This is a genomic window from Rugamonas sp. FW305-51, from assembly GCF_058786935.1.
Map to the genome: position 1 here is coordinate 23,272 of NZ_JBYSZG010000024.1, position 16,627 is coordinate 39,898.

General features: G+C 68.1%; 12 protein-coding genes. 4 read left to right on the forward strand and 8 right to left on the reverse strand.

The genetic code is table 11. From position 1 onward, the window contains the following. Positions 1-12: 12 nt before the first annotated feature. Positions 13-1,149 carry an acyl-CoA dehydrogenase family protein gene (locus AC3WOS_RS17045; protein ID WP_492717213.1) on the reverse strand — a complete coding sequence of 379 codons (1,137 nt, stop codon included), beginning with the start codon at positions 1,147-1,149 and terminating at the stop codon, positions 13-15. A gap of 149 nt (positions 1,150-1,298) precedes the next feature. Between AC3WOS_RS17045 and AC3WOS_RS17050 the strand changes: the two genes are divergently transcribed. Next, positions 1,299-3,983: a winged helix-turn-helix domain-containing protein gene (locus AC3WOS_RS17050; RefSeq protein WP_492717214.1), complete on the forward strand. Its 2,685-nt coding sequence runs from the start codon at positions 1,299-1,301 to the stop codon at positions 3,981-3,983. Positions 3,984-3,995: 12 nt separating this feature from the next. Here the strand turns inward: AC3WOS_RS17050 and AC3WOS_RS17055 are convergent, their stop codons facing one another. Continuing rightward, positions 3,996-6,152: a bifunctional diguanylate cyclase/phosphodiesterase gene (locus AC3WOS_RS17055; RefSeq protein WP_492717215.1), complete on the reverse strand. Its 2,157-nt coding sequence runs from the start codon at positions 6,150-6,152 to the stop codon at positions 3,996-3,998. Between the two features lie 565 nt (positions 6,153-6,717). On the opposite strand from AC3WOS_RS17055, the gene AC3WOS_RS17060 reads away from it, so the two are divergent. The 3 genes from AC3WOS_RS17060 (at position 6,718) to AC3WOS_RS17070 (ending at position 10,288) form a co-directional block, all read left to right on the forward strand. Continuing rightward, positions 6,718-8,307 carry a fatty acyl-CoA reductase gene (locus tag AC3WOS_RS17060; RefSeq protein ID WP_492717216.1) on the forward strand — a complete coding sequence of 530 codons (1,590 nt, stop codon included), beginning with the start codon at positions 6,718-6,720 and terminating at the stop codon, positions 8,305-8,307. Between the two features lie 84 nt (positions 8,308-8,391). Beyond that, positions 8,392-9,852 (forward strand): wax ester/triacylglycerol synthase family O-acyltransferase, encoded by a 1,461-nt coding sequence (locus AC3WOS_RS17065; RefSeq protein ID WP_492717217.1) that lies wholly within the window; start codon positions 8,392-8,394, stop codon positions 9,850-9,852. Between the two features lie 115 nt (positions 9,853-9,967). Further along, on the forward strand, positions 9,968-10,288 hold the full coding sequence (locus tag AC3WOS_RS17070) for an addiction module antidote protein (RefSeq protein ID WP_492717218.1): 321 nt from the start codon (positions 9,968-9,970) through the stop codon (positions 10,286-10,288). Between the two features lie 281 nt (positions 10,289-10,569). On the opposite strand, the gene denD is transcribed toward AC3WOS_RS17070, so the two are convergent. The 6 genes from denD to AC3WOS_RS17100 are packed head-to-tail and all read right to left on the reverse strand — an operon-like array spanning position 10,570 to position 16,592. Then, on the reverse strand, positions 10,570-11,553 hold the full coding sequence (denD, locus tag AC3WOS_RS17075) for a D-erythronate dehydrogenase (RefSeq protein ID WP_492717219.1): 984 nt from the start codon (positions 11,551-11,553) through the stop codon (positions 10,570-10,572). Further along, on the reverse strand, positions 11,550-12,353 hold the full coding sequence (gene otnI / locus AC3WOS_RS17080; RefSeq protein ID WP_492717220.1) for a 2-oxo-tetronate isomerase: 804 nt from the start codon (positions 12,351-12,353) through the stop codon (positions 11,550-11,552). Before otnI ends, denD begins: the two co-directional genes overlap by 4 nt. Before the next feature lie 19 nt (positions 12,354-12,372). Further along, positions 12,373-13,035: a 3-oxo-tetronate 4-phosphate decarboxylase gene (gene otnC, locus AC3WOS_RS17085; RefSeq protein WP_492717221.1), complete on the reverse strand. Its 663-nt coding sequence runs from the start codon at positions 13,033-13,035 to the stop codon at positions 12,373-12,375. Further along, on the reverse strand, positions 13,032-14,306 hold the full coding sequence (gene otnK / locus AC3WOS_RS17090) for a 3-oxo-tetronate kinase (protein WP_492717222.1): 1,275 nt from the start codon (positions 14,304-14,306) through the stop codon (positions 13,032-13,034). Before otnK ends, otnC begins: the two co-directional genes overlap by 4 nt. Positions 14,307-14,316: 10 nt before the next feature. Then, complete coding sequence (gene ltnD, locus AC3WOS_RS17095; RefSeq protein WP_492717223.1) at positions 14,317-15,219, reverse strand: L-threonate dehydrogenase; 903 nt, start codon at positions 15,217-15,219, stop codon at positions 14,317-14,319. Between the two features lie 41 nt (positions 15,220-15,260). Further along, on the reverse strand, positions 15,261-16,592 hold the full coding sequence (locus tag AC3WOS_RS17100) for an MFS transporter (RefSeq protein WP_492717224.1): 1,332 nt from the start codon (positions 16,590-16,592) through the stop codon (positions 15,261-15,263). Positions 16,593-16,627 lie beyond the last annotated feature (35 nt).

Sequence of the window (16,627 nt, forward strand, 5' to 3'; positions counted from 1 at the left end):
CGTTCCTTGCGGTTAGATGGTGCGGCTGATCAATTCTTTCATGATCTCGTTGGTGCCGCCGTAGATGCGCTGCACGCGCGCGTCGGCCCAGGCGCGGGCGATCGGGTATTCATGCATGTAGCCGTAGCCGCCGAACAGCTGCACGCAGCGGTCCATCACGCTGAACTGCAGGTCGGAGATGTTGTACTTGGCCATGGAAGCCGTTTCCGCGTCCAGTTTGCCGGCCGCCATCAGCTCCAGGCAACGGTCCACGAACACCTGGCCGACGGCGATTTCCGTCTTCATCTCGGCCAGCTTGTGGGCCACGGTCTGGAAGTCGCCGATGCTCTTGCCGAAGGCCTTGCGCTCCTTGGTGTAGGCGATGGTCCAGTCCAGCGCGGCCTGGGCGGCGGCGATGCCGGTGACGGCGATCTGCAGGCGTTCCCACGGCAGTTCCTTCATCAGGTAGTAGAAGCCGCGGCCTTCCTCGCCCAGCAGGTTGCGGGCCGGGACGCGCACGTTGTCGAAGAACAGCTCGGAGGTATCCTGCGCGCTCATGCCCATCTTGTGCAGGCGCTTGCCCTTGCTGAAGCCGGGCATGGTGGTATCGACCACGAACAGGCTGATGCCCTTGGAGCCGGCCGCCGGATCGGTCTTGGCCACCACGATCACCAGGTCGCTCAGCCAGCCGTTGGTGATGAAGGTCTTGGAGCCGTTGATGACGTAGTCGTCGCCGTCGCGCACGGCCGTGGTCTTGATGCCCTGCAGGTCGGAGCCGGCGCCCGGCTCCGTCATGGCAATCGCGCCCACCATCTCGCCGGTGGCCATCTTGGGCAGGTAGGTCGATTTCAGGTAGTCGCTGCCGTGGTGCAGGATGTAAGGCGCCACGATTTCCGAGTGCAGGAAGAAGCCCACGCCGGTGGCACCCACGCGCGCCTGCTCTTCCATGTAGACGGCGCTGTAGAGGATGTCCACGCCCGCGCCGCCGTACTGCTCGGGCATGCTGGTGCACAGCAGGCCCGATTCGCCGGCCTTGTTCCACACTTCGCGGTCCACGTGGCCCTGCTCTTCCCAGCGGGCGTGGTGCGGCACGATCTCGCCTTCGATGAAGCGGCGGGCGGCGTCGCGGAACATTTCGTGCTCTTGGTTGTACAGGGTGCGTGGGATCATGGGACAGGGGCTCCAGATTAGTTGAGTATGCAACTATTGTAGGCAAGGCATGGCCGCGCCCACATCGTCGGAAGCGACGAATTGCGCTCGCGCCCCGTAAAACGGTAAGATTGCGGCTCCCGCAACCGGCTCCGGCCCGCCCCGTCCCTATGAACCAGTCGTCCAGCGTCGCGCCCAACCGGCTCGCCGCCAAGCTCAATCCGCCCTCCGCCCCGGCCGCGCAAGTGATGCGCAAGGCCGTGCGCGACGCCGTCTGCGCGGCCCAGTCGGTGCGGCTGGTGCTGGTGCGGGCGCCGGCCGGATTCGGCAAGACTACCACCATGCTGCAGTGCCGGGCGCAATTCGAGGCCGACGGCATCGAAACCATCTGGCTCACGCTGGATCGCAGCGACAACGACCCGGCCCGCTTCCTGGCCTGCCTGGGCGCGGCCGTCGCCCAGCTGCACGGCGAACAGGCCGGCGCCGGCGACGGCGCGCTCGACATCATGGAACGGCTGGCGGCCCATCCCAGCCCGTTCGCCCTGTTCTTCGACGATTTCGAGCACGTGACCGACCCCACCGTGCTGGACCTGGTGCGCGAACTGGTCGCCAACCTGCCGCGCCGCGGCCAGCTCGTGATCGGCGCCCGCAGCCGGCCCGACCTGGGCCTGGGCCGCCTGCGCGCGCGGGGCCAGCTGCTGGAAATCGACACCACCCAGCTGCGCTTCTCGGCCGACGAAGCGACCGAATTCATCACCGGCCAGCGCCACATCGCGCTGGGCGAGGCGGAACTGGCCACGCTGTACCGCAAGACGGAAGGCTGGGCCGCCGCCCTGTGGCTGGCCTCGATGGCGCTGGAGCGGCAGGAAGGCCGGGCCGACTTCATCGCCCGCTTTTCCGGCTCCAACGACGCCGTGGCCGACTACCTGGCCGACGACGTGCTGGCCCGCCAGAGCGAGGCGGTGCGCGACTTCCTGCTGCGCACCTCCATCCTGCGCCACCTGAACGCCTCGCTGTGCGACGCCCTGCTGGGCCGGGACGACAGCGCCCAGCTGCTGGCCGCGCTGGAGCGGGCCAACCTGTTCATCCAGCCCATCGAGGGCGAGCCGGGCACCTACCGCTATCACAGCCTGTTCGCCGGCTTCCTGCGCCAGCAGCTGCGCCTGACCATGCCGGGCGAGGAGCAGCGCCTGCACCGCGCCGCGTCCGACTGGTACCAGGCCCAGGGCAGCACCGTGCCGGCCATCGACCACGCGCTCGACGGCGGCAACCTGGAACCAGCGCTGCGGCTGCTGCAGCTGCACGCCGAGGCGCTGCTGGAAGAAGGCCGCATGCATCTGCTCACGCGCTGGTTCGGCGCCATCCCCGCCGCCGCGCTGGCCCAGGCGCCCATGCTGGAAGTGGTCAAGACGTGGGCGCTGGCCCTGAGCCGCGGCCCGCGTGAAGCGATGGCCGTGCTGGAAGCGTCGGGCTGCATCGATTCGTCCGATCCCGACGTGCGGGCCCACCTGCTGGCCCTGCGCCCGTCGCTGCTGACCATGATGGACCGCATCGAGGAAGCCTGCGCGGCCGGCATGGACGCGCTGGCCCAGCTCCCGCTCAGCAAGCCGTTCGCGGAAAGTATGCTCATCAACGGCATGGCGCTGATCCTCTGCTCGCTGGGCCAGTACCAGCAGTCGCACCAGATGCTGGACGCGGCCCGCCGCAAGCAGGGCGACGGCGCCGGCATCTTCAACCGCATGTATTCGGAGTCGATCGAAGGCATCCTGGACCTGGAAGGGGGCCGTTTGCGCCAGGCCAGTGCCCGCTTCCGCCTGGCCGTCAATACCACCCACGCGCCGTCCTACACCCATACCCACGGCAACGCCTTCGCCGGCGTGCTGTACGCGGACGTGCTGTACGAGGCCAACGATCTGCAGGCGGCCGGCCACCTGTTCAACGTCTACGTGCCGCTGGCCAAGGACGTGGCCCTGGCCGACCATATGATCATCGGTTACACCCGGCTGGCGCGCATCGCCTTTACCCGCGGCGACATCGACATGATGCTGCAGTATCTGAGCGAACTGGAATACACGGGCTACCAGCGCCAGTTGCCGCGCGTGGTGGCCAGCGCCAAGCTGGAACGGGCGCGCATGCTGCTATTCCAGGGCAACCGCAACGCGGCCCGCGAGGAACTGGAACGGGCCAACGACAAGGCCGTGTGGACCCGCGTGCGGGCGCTGCGCCTGCTGGCGCACGACGTCGAACACTTCGACCTGGGGCGGCTGCGGTGGGAAGCCCACTTCGGCCCATCCGGCCCGGCACTGGAACAGATTGAGGCGGCGCTGGCGGAAGCGGAGGCCGAAGGCCGCGTGCGGCGCCAGCTCAAGCTGCAGGTCTTGCGCGCCATCGCCCTGCACCATGCGGGCCAGGCCCGCGCGGCGCAGGCGGCCATGCAGCAGGCGCTGCGCGAAGCCAGCGGCGAAGGTTTTTTGCGCCTGATCGTGGACGAAGGCCCGGTGGCGGGCCTGCTGGCGCGCCGCCTGCAGGACGCGTTGCGCAGCGACGCGGCGGCCCGGCCCGATCCCCTGTTCAGCGACTACCTGCTGCGGCTGACCCAGGCTTTCCCGCCGGCCGAAGCGGAAACGGCGCCGGAAGCGGCCGCCGGCGCGGCCCTGGCCGAACCGCTGACGCAGAAGGAAACCCGCATCCTGGCCCTGCTGGCGGACGGCTATTCGAACAGCGCGCTGGCCGAAAAACTGTTCGTGTCCGACAGCACCGTGCGCACCCACCTGCGCAACATCAACGCCAAGCTGCAGGCCCAGAGCCGCACGCAGGCCGTGGCCATCGCGCGCAAGCTGGGCATCATTCCCTGAACGGGGCCAGCTTCAAGCCACCGGCGCGCGGCTGGCGAAGATAAACGGCAGCACCTCGCCGGCCGGCAGCGGACGGGCGTAGTGATAGCCCTGCGCCTCGTCGCAGCCCAGTTTGCGCAGCAGTTCCAGCACGGCGGGGTTTTCCACGCCCTCGGCGATGGTCTTCAAACCCAGGCTGTGGGCCATCTGGACGATGGCGCGCACGATGGCCGTGTCGTCCGGCTGGGCATCGATGGCGCGCACGAAGGACTGGTCGATCTTGAGCTTGTCGACGGCGAACTGCTTGAGGTAGGCCAGGCTGGAATAGCCGGTACCGAAATCGTCCACCGACAGGCTCACGCCCAGCTTGCGCAGGCGCTGCACCACGGCCAGCACCTGCTCGGGATTGTGCAGCAGGATCGATTCCGTCAGTTCCAGTTCCAGCCAGGCGGCCGGCAGCGAGGCCTGCTCCAGCGCGTCGCGCACGGCCTGTTCCAGGTCGCCTCGCCCGAACTGCAGCGCCGACAGGTTGACGGCCACCACCAGATCCTGCGCCCCGGCCTCGCGCCACCTGGCCATCTGGCGGCACGCCGTACGCAGCACCCAGGCCCCGATCGGCACGATCAGGCCGCACTCCTCGGCCACCGGGATGAAGCGGGCCGGCGACACCAGGCCGTGACCGGGCCGCTGCCAGCGTATCAACGCTTCCAGTCCGATCATGCGGCCGCTGGCCAGGTCGAACTGGGGCTGGTAGTACAGCTGCAGCTCATCGCGTTGCAGCGCCTGCGCCAGGCCGTTGCGGATATCGAGCCGCTCGGCCGCGTCCGACAGCATCTCGGGCGCGAAACAGCACCAGGTATTGCGGCCCTGGTGCTTGGCGTGGTACATGGCCGTATCGGCTTTTTGCAGCAGCACGTCGAAGTCGGCGCCGTCGTCGGGCGACAGCGCGATCCCGGCCGAGACGGTGGTGGCCATCTCCTGCCCGGCCAGCAGCATCGGCTGCTGCAGCCGCTCCAGCAGCTGTTCCAGCACGGGCGCCAGCGCGGCGGCGTCGCGCGGACCGTCCCACACCAGCAGGAACTCGTCGCCGCCCTGGCGGCTGACGATGGCGCCAGGCGGCGCCAGCGCGCGCAGGCGCGACGCCATTTCCTGCAGCACCAGGTCGCCCTGCAGGTGGCCCAGGCTGTCGTTGATCTGCTTGAAGTTATCGAGGTCGATGAACACCAGCGCCACCCGCCCGCCCCCCTGGCGGGCCACCGCGTCGCGGAAGCTGGTGCGCGCCATGAGCCGGTTGGGCAGCTCCGTCAGCGGGTCGTGATAGGCCAGGAACTGCAGCCTGTCCTCGGCCACGCGCTGCTGGCGCAAGGCTGCCGACAGGCGCAGGAACGGTTCGCGCACGCTCGACACGAATACGGCCTGGTAGATGTAGCCATACGCGATCACCTTGTACAGGTGGCCCAGCAGGCTGTAGACGTCGTTGACGTTGGCGTACAAGGTGAAGCACAACTCGCTGAGGATGGTGATGGCCGTGGCGCGCAGCAGCGGCCCGGCCTCCGGCGCGGGCGCGCGCCAGAACAGCGCCAGCGGCACCAGCAGCAACGCCACGATGCCGTATTCGGCGGCCAGCTTGACCGCAGTCAGTCCTTGGCCGGGCACGAACATCACGGGCCACAGCTGCGGCGCGTACAGCTGCAGTCCATAGACGGCGGCCGTCAGCAGCAAGGCGCCGGCCAGCATCAGGTAACGGATCGCGTCGCCGCGCAGCCGGGTCCACGGCCGCAGCGCCACCGCCAGCAGCGTGAGCGCCGCCGCATAGCGCGCGCACAGCCAGAAAGCGATGCTTTTTTGCTGCGACGCCGGCGTGACGAAATCGGGCATGCCCTTGTACGACAGCAGGTGGCCCAGGTCGATCAGGCCCACGGCCAGGAAGCCGCAGGCCAGGATCATGATATTGCCGGGCCGCTCGCGCTGATAGGCGTTCCACGACACGGCAAAAATGAGGATCGCCACCACCACGGCGAACAGTTCGGAAATGGTATGGCTGGCGACGGAGAACAGCAATTCGCTTTGCTTGAGCGGTTCCGTCCATGGACTGAGCCAGACCAGCACCAGCAGCAGCGCCAGCCCGCCGAACAAGGTAGCACCGGCCGCTGCAAGCGGGCGCGGCGCGAGGCCCGGCGCAGAGGTCAATTCGGCTTGCTCGATTATCACGGTTCTGGGCATGCGGTCGACAAGGCTGCGCGCTTCGGCCCACATCCCGCCAGACCGCGAAGTGCTTGTTTTGTGTGAAATAACTGACTTGCATCATAGACGAAAAGCATGCCGTCCCGGACAAAAGTTCCGCCGGTCTTGCTCTATGGCAGGCTTTAACTGTGCGAATGTGACAACAATATAGCTAAAACGCAACACAAATCGTCCCGTCCGCCGCCCGGCGCCGCGACGCCCTGACGCCCCGCAAGCGCCCTGCGCGTGACTCGCCGCGCCATGCGTTTGGCTCGCCGGGACTAGGCAAAGTGACCTGCCGCGCCATCGATTCGCATTAAGATCGGAACCGGAGTCTATTGCAGTATTGATACGTTTTCTCCGGGCAAGCGCGCGGGCCGGCCACCGCCTTCCGCGCGGCGCAGCAAACTTCTCACAAAGAATGTGGAGCAAACCTCGACGGCGCGGCAAGCCGTAACAACAACTACACGGCTGCGAGCAGATCCCGGCCGTATCGATCGATGGTTGCAGACAGAGAAAGACTGAGAAGCCTATGAACAGTGTTTTGAACGCCGGCCCCGCCCTCGGAGTCGGGCCGGCGCTGGCCGGCAAGCGGGTTTTCATTACGGGTACCACCGGTTTTCTGGCCAAGGTGGTGCTGGAAAAACTGATACGCGCCGTGCCCGACGTGGCCGGCGTGATCCTGCTGATACGGGGCGGGCGCAACGGCATGACGGCGCGCACCCGCTTCGAGCGCGAGATCGCCGCCTCCTCCGTGTTCGACAAGCTGCGCGCCGAACGCCCCGAGTATCTGGCGCGCTTCCTGGCCGAGAAGGTCGAATGCGTGACGGGCGAAGTGACCGAGCCCAGCTTTGGCCTCGATCCGGGCCAGTTCTACGCCCTCACCCGCCGCGTCGACCTGGTGATCAACGCCGCCGCCAGCGTCAACTTCCGCGAAGCGCTGGACCAGGCGCTGGCCATCAACGCCCTCTCCATCGCCAACCTGGCCACGCTGGCGCGCGCCGCCAACGCCCCACTGATCCAGGTATCGACCTGCTACGTGAACGGCTACCAGCGCGGCGCCATGCAGGAAGAGATCGTGCGGCCGGCCCGCGCCAGCATCGCCCGCCACGCGGACGGCTATTACGAGCTGTCCAACCTGCTCGAGTACCTGCAGCACCGCATCGACCAGGTCAAGGGCGAAGTGGACGACCCGGACCAGCTGGCCGTGCGGCTGACGGAACTGGGCATCGCGGAGGCCAACTACCACGGCTGGAACGACACCTACACCTTCACCAAGTGGATGGGTGAACAGCTGGCCATGCGCGCCATGCAGGGCCGCGCGCTGACCATTGTGCGCCCTTCCATCATCGAGAGCACCTTGCAGGAACCGGTGCCGGGCTGGATCGAAGGGGTCAAGGTGGCCGACGCCATCATCCTGGCCTACGCGCGCGGCAAGACCAGCTTCTTCCCGGCCCGCCCGGACGAGGTGATCGACATCGTGCCGGCCGACCTGGTGGCCAACAGCATCCTGCTGGCCAGCGCCGAAGCGTTGACCGAAGCGCCGGCGCGCCGCATCTACCAGGCCTGCACCGGTTCGGGCAACCCGATCAAGCTGGGCAAGGTGATCGACCTGTTCCAGACCGAGGCCAAGCGCAACTGGCGCCAGTACGAGCGCCTGTTCTACCATGCGCCCAAAAGCGACTTCCGCGTCGTGAGCCGCCCCGTGTTCCTGCTGATGCTGCGCGCCATGCGCGCCGGTACGGGCGCGTGGAACGGCGTGCGCCGCCTGCTGGGGGCGGGCGAATCGCCGGCGCTGGAAGCGCTGCGCACCACCCAGACCCTGGCCGTGACGTTCTCGTTCTACACGGCGCCGCGCTACCGCTTCCACAACAACCGGCTGATGGCCTTGGCGCGCCGCTTCAGCGCCGAGGATGCGGCCCGCTTCCCGGTCGACCCGGCCCAGATCGACTGGCCCGACTACCTGTGCCGCGTCCACATGGGCGGCTTGAACCGCTACGCGCTGCGGCCCCGGGGCGTATCCAAGGCGGCGGCAGCGGCGGCAGCGCCGGCCCCCGCCGCGTCGGGCATGTCGATCGCGACGCCGGCCGCCACACGCCAGGAGGCCAGCGTCGGCAGCTAGCAAGGGTCGCCAGCACTGCAATGCATCGATAACAGGCCGACGCCACTACAACTACAACGGCGCGGCAAGAGGAGACAGCAGCACATGAACCACACTTCCGCATCGCGCGCGCAAGCGCCACAGGAGCCGGAGCAGGCGCAGCAGCCGAGCGCCGAACCGGCCCGTCCGGCCGGCGCGCCGCGCTCGCGCATGACCCGGCGCGACTACGCCTGGCATCGCATGGACACCAACCAGAACCTGATGGTCATCAACAGCATACTGCTGTTCGAGGGCGAGGTGGACATGGAACGGCTGGTCTCGACCATCGCCCACCGCCTGCCCAACTACCCGCGCTTCACGCAGAAGGTGGTCAGCCGCTGGGGCCGTGCGCACTGGGTGGAGGACGAGGAATTCAACATCCTCGACCACATCAAGCACGAGCGCATGGTGGAGGAAGTGAGCCGCGCCGAACTGCAAGGCCACCTGACCCGCATCGCCCACCTGCCGCTGCAGACGGACCGGCCCATGTGGCATATGACGGTGCTGGACCGCGTCAACGGCGGGCACGCCATCGTGTTCCGGGTCCACCACTGCATCACGGACGGCCTGGGGCTGGTCCATGTGCTCAACCACCTGACGGATGACAACGGCCTGCACGGCCGCACGCCCTCGCCCGTGGGCCATCCGCACCGCGCCTCGGTGGCCGGCAACGCCGTCTGCTTCAACCTGGCACGCGCCCTGTCGTGGCTCAAGATTGCCGGCCACGTCACGCGCCTGTCGATGCTATGGCCGGACGCCCGCACCCGCCTGAAGGCCCCCATGCACGGCGAAAAGCAGCTGGTCTGGCTGCCGCCGCTGGAGCTGGACCGGGTGCGCACGCTGTCCAAGCGCATGGGCGTGACCCTCAACGATGTGTGGGTGGCCGCCGTTTCGGGCGCCCTGCGCGCCTACCTGTCGTCCAACGGCGAGCAGGTGGATGGCCGTTCGCTGCGGGCCGCCGTCACCTTCAACCTGCGGGAAAAGGCCAACGCCTTCCAGCTGGGGAACGAGTTCGGGCTGGTGGCGGTGGAGCTGCCCACCAACGTGGACGACCCGTGCCAGCGGCTGCGCCAGTCCAGCGCCCGCATGACAGCCATCAAGCGCTCGCACCAGCCGCGCGCCACAATGACCTTCTTGTCGATTGCCGGCTGCCTGCCGACGGCGCTCCAGCATTTCGCGCTGAACCTGTTCACCTCCAAGGGTTCGGTGGTGCTGACCAATATCGAAGGCCCGGGCAGCCGGCGCTACCTGGCCGGCTCGCGCATGACGGACCTGATCTGCTGGGTGCCGCAGGCGGGCAAGCTGGGCGTGGGCCTGGCCTTCATCTCGTACGCGGGCCAGATCCAGCTGGCCCTGTTCGTCGACACCGACCAGGTGCCCGACCCGGACCGTCTGATGGCGCTGACGGTGGAAGCGTTCGCGGAACTGGAAACGGCGACCCGGGCGGCGATGGAAACGGCGGCCCCGGCCGAACCTGCCTCTCCCGCTGGATCGGCCAGCGGCGCACAGCTGGCCCCCGTTAATTAGCCCCAGGAGCCAAACCCGTTTCGGTTATCCTTTTTTATCAGGCATGGCCATGCTGCACGCATGCGCCATGCTCGAAGTGCTATCCTACGGCCAGCTCTCATGGCCGGAGTAAATCATGGAAAAGCCACAAACATGCGATATCCCGGACGGACTCAGCCGTTGGGACGCGGCAGACCATCTTAAGACTGAACAAGACATAGCACTGTATTTCGAGGCATGCCTGGAGGACGACCCCGGCGACGGCAGTCTGGTTCGCGCCGCGCTGAGTGACATCGCGCGCGCGCGTGGCGTGAGCCAGCTCGCACGGTCCATGGACCTGACACCAGAAGGACTGAACCAGGTGCTGTCAGCCAAGGGCAAACCCGAGTTCTCCACGGTCATGAAGGTCATCAAGGCATTGGGACTAAAACTCCAGGCGAAACCGCTTCACGCCTGATTTCTCCAGAACTGTGCCGGTTCCGCGCCCCGGGGTCCGCGTCCTGGTAGCGCGCAAACAGCTGCACCATTAAAAAAGGGGTACGTCCCCATTTTCGCCATTTTCGATAGAGGCACCACCGCCATCGCGCTCGATGCCGGCGGCACCGTCGGCGCCGGCATGAACCAGAACGGTGTCATGGCAGGACTACGCCACACATTCTGATTCCCGACCGCCGCTGGTCCAGTCAGGTGGCGCGGTACGGCCGGCTGTGCGCCGCAGCGCCGTCCCAAGCTGGGCTACTATGCGACCGCCCGCTCGTGCAGCTCGTCCTCGATATAGGCGCTGATCAGCGCCTCGATATCGCGATCCGCCTCCAGCCCCAGCGCCAGCGCGCGGGTGCTGTCCCACGCGGCCGGCCAGCTGCGTACGATCTTTTCCACCGCCGGATCGGGCGCGAAACTGACCCGTGCCGCCACTTCCGCGCCGGCCACCGTGGCCAGCGCGGCCACCATCTGGCCCACGGTGACCGCCAACCCCGGCAAATTGACGGTACGGCTGCGGCCCAGCATGGCCGCCGGCAGTTCGCAGCCGGCCAGCAGCGCCGCCACCGCCCGCCGCGGCGACAAAAGCCACAAAGGCAGATCGGGCGCCACCGGACACACGGACGGTGAACCGTTCAGCGGTTCGCGAATGATCCCGCTGGCGAACGAGGAGGCGGCACGGTTCGGCTGCCCTGGCCGCACGCTGATGGTCGGCAGCCGCAACACGCGGCCATCGACATAGCCGCGCCGGCTGTAGTCGTTGAGCAGCAGCTCGCCGATCGCCTTCTGGGCGCCGTACGACGACTGCGGATTGAGCGCCGTATCCTCCAGCACCAGCGCGGGCAGCTGGCCGCCGTACACGGCCACCGAACTGGTGAACACCACGGTCGGCACGTGGCCGCATTCCCGGCACACCTCCAGCAACAGGCGCGAGGCATCGAGATTGATGCGCATGCCCAGCTCGAAATCGGCTTCGGCCTGCCCGCTGACGATGGCCGCCAGGTGGAACACGACCTCGATATCCGGTCCCAGCACGCGCCGCATCAGGGCGCCGTCCGCAATATCGCCCGTCACCACACGCACGCGCGGGTCGCCAAAGTCGTGGGCCGGCACCACGTCCACCAGCACCAGTTGCGCGATGTCGTGCCGCGCGCCGCCCGAGGCCAGCTGACCGCGCTCAAGCAGCGCGCGCGCCAGCCGCTGTCCCAGGAAGCCGGCGCCGCCGGTAATCAGGATCTTCATGCTGGCTCTCCTTCCAGGCTGGCCTGGCGCGCCGCCCTCAGCCATCCCAGGCCATCCTCGGTGCGGCCACGCGGCCGGTATTCGCAACCGACCCACCCCGTATATCCCAGCAAGTCGAGCAGCTGGAACAGGTAGCCGAAATTGACCTCGCCCTGATCCGGCTCGTGCCGGTCCGGCACGCCGGCCACCTGCACGTGACCAATGCCGGCCAGGTGGCGGCGCAAGGTCGTGGCCAGGTCGCCCTCGACGATCTGCGCATGGTAGAAGTCCATCTGCACTTTCACGTTCGGTTCGCCCGCCGTTTCGCGCAGGGCGTGAGCCCGGGCCTGGGTCTGCAGGAAGTAGCCCGGCATGTCACGCCCGTTGATCGGTTCGATCAGCAGTTCAATTCCGTGCGGCGCCAGCGCGCGCGCCGCGTAGCGCATATTCTCCAGGTAGCACGCTTCCATGGCCCGCAGGTCGGCGCCGGCGGGGATCAAGCCGGCCATCATGTGCAGGCGCGGCGTTCCCATCGCCAGCGCGTAGTCCAGCGCGCGCTCGACGCCGGCACGGAACTCGGCCTCGCGGCCCGGCAGCGCGGCGATGCCGCGTTCGCCGGCCGCCCAGTCGCCCGGCGGCAGGTTGAACAACACGTTACGCAGCCGGCTTTCGCGCAGCCAGCCGGCCACCTGGTCCGGCGTGTAATCGTAGGGGAACAGGAATTCGACGGCGTCGAAGCCAGCCCTGGCGGCGGCGGCAAAGCGCTGCGGGAAGGCCACTTCGTTGAACATCATGGTGAGGTTGGCGGCAAAGCGCGGCATGGTACGGCTCCAGTAGTCGTTAATAATCGAGCCCGAAGGCGGATTTCAGTTCGTCGATCTGCGCCGCGTCCAGCGGCCGGGTCGGCACGCCGCGCAGCAGCAGGAACAGTTTGGCGGTTTCTTCCAGTTCTTCGGCGGCGTAGACGGCCGCTTCCAGCGAGGCGGCCGACACCACCGGGCCATGATTGGCCAGCAGCACGGCCGAATGGCGCCGTCCCAAATCGCCGATCACGGCAGCCAGGTCCGGGTCGCCCGGCCGGTGATACGGCGCCAGCGGCAGGCGGCCTATCTTCATCACGAAATACGGCGTCAGCGGCGGCAGGCAGTCGGCGTGATTCAAGCCGCACATGCACGACACGGCCGCCGCATGGGTCGAATGCAGGTGCACGATGGCGCGCGCGGCGGGCCGGGCGCGGTACATCGCCAGGTGCAGCATGGCTTCCTTGGTCGGCGCCGCGCCGCTGCGCAGATTGCCGTCGCGGTCCAGGCGCGACAGCGTGGCCGGATCGAGCCGCCCCAGGCTGGCGTTGGTGGGTGTCAGCAGCCAGCCGTCGTCCAGCCGCACGCTCAGGTTGCCGCTGCTGCCGGCCGTCAGGCCGCGCTCGAACAGCGAGCGGCCATATTCGGCCATCTGTTCGCGCTGGCGGCTCTGCTCCGTATCGGTGTGCAGGGCGGCGCTCATGCCAGCTTCCCCCACGCGTCCAGGAAGAAATCGGGGCCACCGAAATTGCCGGACTTGAGCGCCAGCGCCAGCGGTGGTGCGCCGGGCTCGCGCAGCGCCATGGTCCACGGCACGCCGGGCGCGATTTCCGGCCCGATGCGCAGGCCATGCACGTCCAGCGCCTTGACCACGGCGCCGGAAGTCTCGCCGCCGGCCACGATCATGCGGCCCACGCCCAGGTCCACCAGACCGGCCGCGATGGCGGCCAGCGCCTCTTCCACCAGCGCGCCGGCGCGGGCCACGCCCAGTTGCGCCTGGATCGTGCGCACCGTTTCCGGGGTGCTGGTAGCGTAGACCAGCAAGGGGCTGTCGCCGACATGGGCGGCGGCCCAGTCCAGCGCCTCGCGCACCAGGTCGGCGCCGGCGGCCAGCCGCAGGGGATCGATACGGAACGACGGCGCCTGCGCCCGCATGCGCTCGACCTGCAGTTGCGTGGCCACCGAGCAGCTGCCGGCGATCACCGCGCGCGCGCCGGCGCTGGCTGGCAGCGCGGCCGGCGCCGCATGCTGCGCCAGCAGGCCGTGCCGGCGGAAGTTATCCGGCAGGCCCAGCGCCAGGCCGGAACCGCCCGTCAGCAAGGGCATGCCGTCGCAGGCGGCGCCGATCTCCATCAGATCCTGGTTGCTCAGGGCGTCCACCACGGCGTAGCGGCAGCCCTGTTCGCGCAGTTCCGCAAAGCGCGCCGCGATGGCGGCGGCGCCCTGCCCCACCGCCTCCATCGACGCCAGGCCCACCTTGCCGCCGGCCTGGCGCTGCAGCACGCGTACCAGGTTGGCGTCGGTCATCGGCGTCAGCGGATGGTCGCGCATGCCCGATTCGTTCAGCAGCACATCGCCCACGAACAGGTTGCCCTTGTAGATGGTGCGGCCGTTGGCCGGGAAAGCGGGACAGGCGATGGTGAATCCCGTATCGAGCGCCTGCATCAGCGCATCCGTCACCGGGCCGATATTGCCGGCCGGGGTGGAATCGAAGGTCGAGCAGTACTTGAAATAGAACTGGCGGCAGCCGGCTTTTTCCAGCCACGCCAGCGCGGCCAGCGATTCGGCCACCGCCTCGGGCGCCGGATTGGTGCGCGACTTGAGCGCGATCACCACCGCGTCGACGTCGTCCGGCGGCGGGCCGTCCGGTACGCCGATCAGCTGCACGGTGCGCATGCCGGCCTTGACCAGCATGCCGGCCAGGTCGGTGCCGCCGGTGAAATCGTCGGCGATGCATCCTAACAGTATCGTCATGATGCGCTCCTCACGCCGCCTTGGCCGGCAGCGTAATGCCGGGGAAGATCTTGACCACGGCCGAGTCGTCCTCGCCGCCATGGCCGGCGGCCGAGGCTTGCATGAACATCTGGTGCGCGGCGGCCGACAGCGGCAGCGGGAATACGCTCTTCTTCGCATAATCGAGCACGATGCCCAGGTCCTTGACGAAGATGTTCACCGCCGACAGCGGCGTGTAGTCGCCCTTGAGGATATGCGGCACGCGGTTCTGGAACATCCAGGAGCTGCCGGCGCTGTTGGAGATCACCTCGTACAGCGCGTCCGGATTGCAGCCGGCCCGCAAGCCCAGCGCCATCGCCTCGGCGGCGGCGGCGATATGCACCCCGGCCAGCAGCTGGTTGATCATCTTGACCTTGGAACCCTGGCCCGGCTGGTCGCCCAGCCGGTACAGCCGGCCGCTGATGGCGCTGAAGATGTCGGCGCAGGGCGCGAACGCATCGTCGGCGCCGGACGCCATCACCGACATCTCGCCGGCCGCCGCCTTGGCCGCGCCGCCGGAAATGGGCGCGTCGATGCAGCGCAGGCCCATGCCGGCCAGGCGCGCTCCCAGCGCTTCGGCAAACTCGGGCGCCACCGTGGCGCAGGCGATCACCACCGAACCGGGCGCCAGCGCCGCGGCCGCGCCGCCTTCGCCGAACAGCACCTGCTCGGTCTGGGCCGCGTTGACCACCACGATCAGCAGTGCGTCGACGCGGGACGCCAGTTCGGCCGGGGTGGCCGCCCCGTGGGCGCCCGCCGCGGCCAGCCGCTGCACCGGTTCGGCCCGCACGTCGCACACATGCACTTCCAGCCCCGCGCGCAACAGCGACTGCGCGATGCCGATGCCCATTGCGCCCAGGCCGACGACCCCGACGCGCTTGATTTGTTCTGCCATGATGAATGCTCCAGATGATTGAGAAGTGCGATCGGCCGCCATCAGCGGTTGACCAGCCGCGCCGGTACGCTCAGTACCACGGCGGCGCCGGCCACCAGCACGCCGGCCAGCACGTACAGGGCGACGTCGGTGCTCTGCGTCATATCCTTGATGGCGCCGATCAGATAGGGGCTGGCGAAACCGGCCAGGTTGCCCACGGAATTGATGGCCGCGATGCCGGCCGCCGCCGCCACGCCATGCAGGAAGGCGGTCGGCAGGCTCCAGAACAGGGGTGCCGAGGCCAGCACGCCGGCCGCCGCCAGCGACAGGAAGGCGATCGCGATACCGGTATGGTCGGCGCCGGCCAGCGCGCTGCCCACCAGGCCCACGGCGCCCAGCAGCATCGGCGTCACCAGGTGCCAGCGGCGCTCGCGGCGCTGGTCCGAGCTGCGGCCCAGCAGCAGCATGGCCACCACGGCCGCCGCGTAAGGAATCGCCGTGAACAGGCCCACGTTCAGCACGCCCTTGACGCCGGCCGCCTTGATCAGGGTCGGCATCCAGAACGTCAGGCCGTACTGGCCCATCACGCAGCAGAAATAGATCAGCGCCATCAGCCACACGCGGCCATCGGCGAACACGGCCCGCAGCGACGGATGCTGTGCCTTGCCGGCCGCGTCATGCTCGATGCCCTGTTCCAGCAGGCGTTTTTCATCCTCGTTCAGCCATTTGGCGGAGCGGATGCCGTCGTCCAGGTACAGCAGCACGGCCAGCCCCAGCGCGACGGCGGGCACCGCCTCCAGGATGAACATCCACTGCCAGCCGGTCCAGCCATGCACGCCGCCGAACGATTCCATGATCCAGCCCGACAGCGGGCCGCCGATCACGCCCGACAGCGGGATCGCCGTCATGAAGGTGCTGATGATGCGCGAACGGCGGGCGGCGGGGAACCAGTAGGTCAGGTACAGGATGATGCCGGGGAAGAAGCCCGCTTCGGCCAGGCCGAGCAGGAAGCGCATCGTATAGAACGCCAGCGGCGTGCTGACGAACATGAAGCAGGCGGAAATGACGGCCCAGGTCAGCATGATGCGGGCGATCCACACCCGTGCCCCGACCTTGTGCAGGATGACGTTGCTGGGCACTTCGAACAGGAAGTAACCGATGAAGAACATGCCGGCGCCCAGCCCGAAGATGGTGTCGCTGAACTGCAGGTCGTGCAGCATCTGCAGCTTGGCGAAGCCCACGTTGACCCGGTCCAGATAGGCCACCACGTAGCACAGCATGAGGAAAGGCACGATGCGCCAGGTGACCTTGCGGTACACGGCCGCCTGCGGCCCTTCCGCGCTGGCGGCTTGCAGGCCGCCCAGCACCGGGGATTGGGTTCCGGAAATGCTCATGTTTGTCTCCTGATATTGTTGTCGAAGTATCCAGA